Source organism: Finegoldia sp. P3-F-LR, assembly GCF_052932165.1.
In genome coordinates this window covers 1-426 of the sequence record NZ_JBRFJE010000053.1, presented here as the reverse complement: position 1 = coordinate 426, position 426 = coordinate 1, and the positions used below count along the sequence as shown (strand labels likewise).

General features: G+C 46.2%; 1 rRNA gene. It reads right to left on the bottom strand.

Annotated elements, in window-relative coordinates:
• Positions 1-210: 210 nt before the first annotated feature.
• Positions 211-426: ribosomal RNA gene (locus tag ACU68U_RS09255) — 16S ribosomal RNA — on the bottom strand; the annotation flags it as partial.

Below are 426 nucleotides of genomic sequence, written 5' to 3'. Positions count from 1 at the left end.
CGTTGCTTGTCACGTCCTTCTTCGCCTCCTGGTGCCAAGGCATCCGCCTTGCGCCCTTAGTTTCTTGACCGGAAATATATACTGTTATTCGATTTTCAATGTTCAGATGTCGATTCGTTAATCGACTGTGCAAACTTCAGTTAATAAAAACTAAAAGTTCATAATTTAATGAACCTTAAAGTAAATACTTGTTGAGTTAGCACTCCTTAGAAAGGAGGTGATCCAGCCGCACCTTCCGATACGGCTACCTTGTTACGACTTCACCCCAGTCATCAATCCTACCTTCGACTGCTCCTCAATTAGGTCACAGGCTTCGGGTATTATCAACTCCCATGGTGTGACGGGCGGTGTGTACAAGACCCGGGAACGCATTCACCGCGACATTCTGATCCGCGATTACTAGCAACTCCGACTTCATGTAGGCGA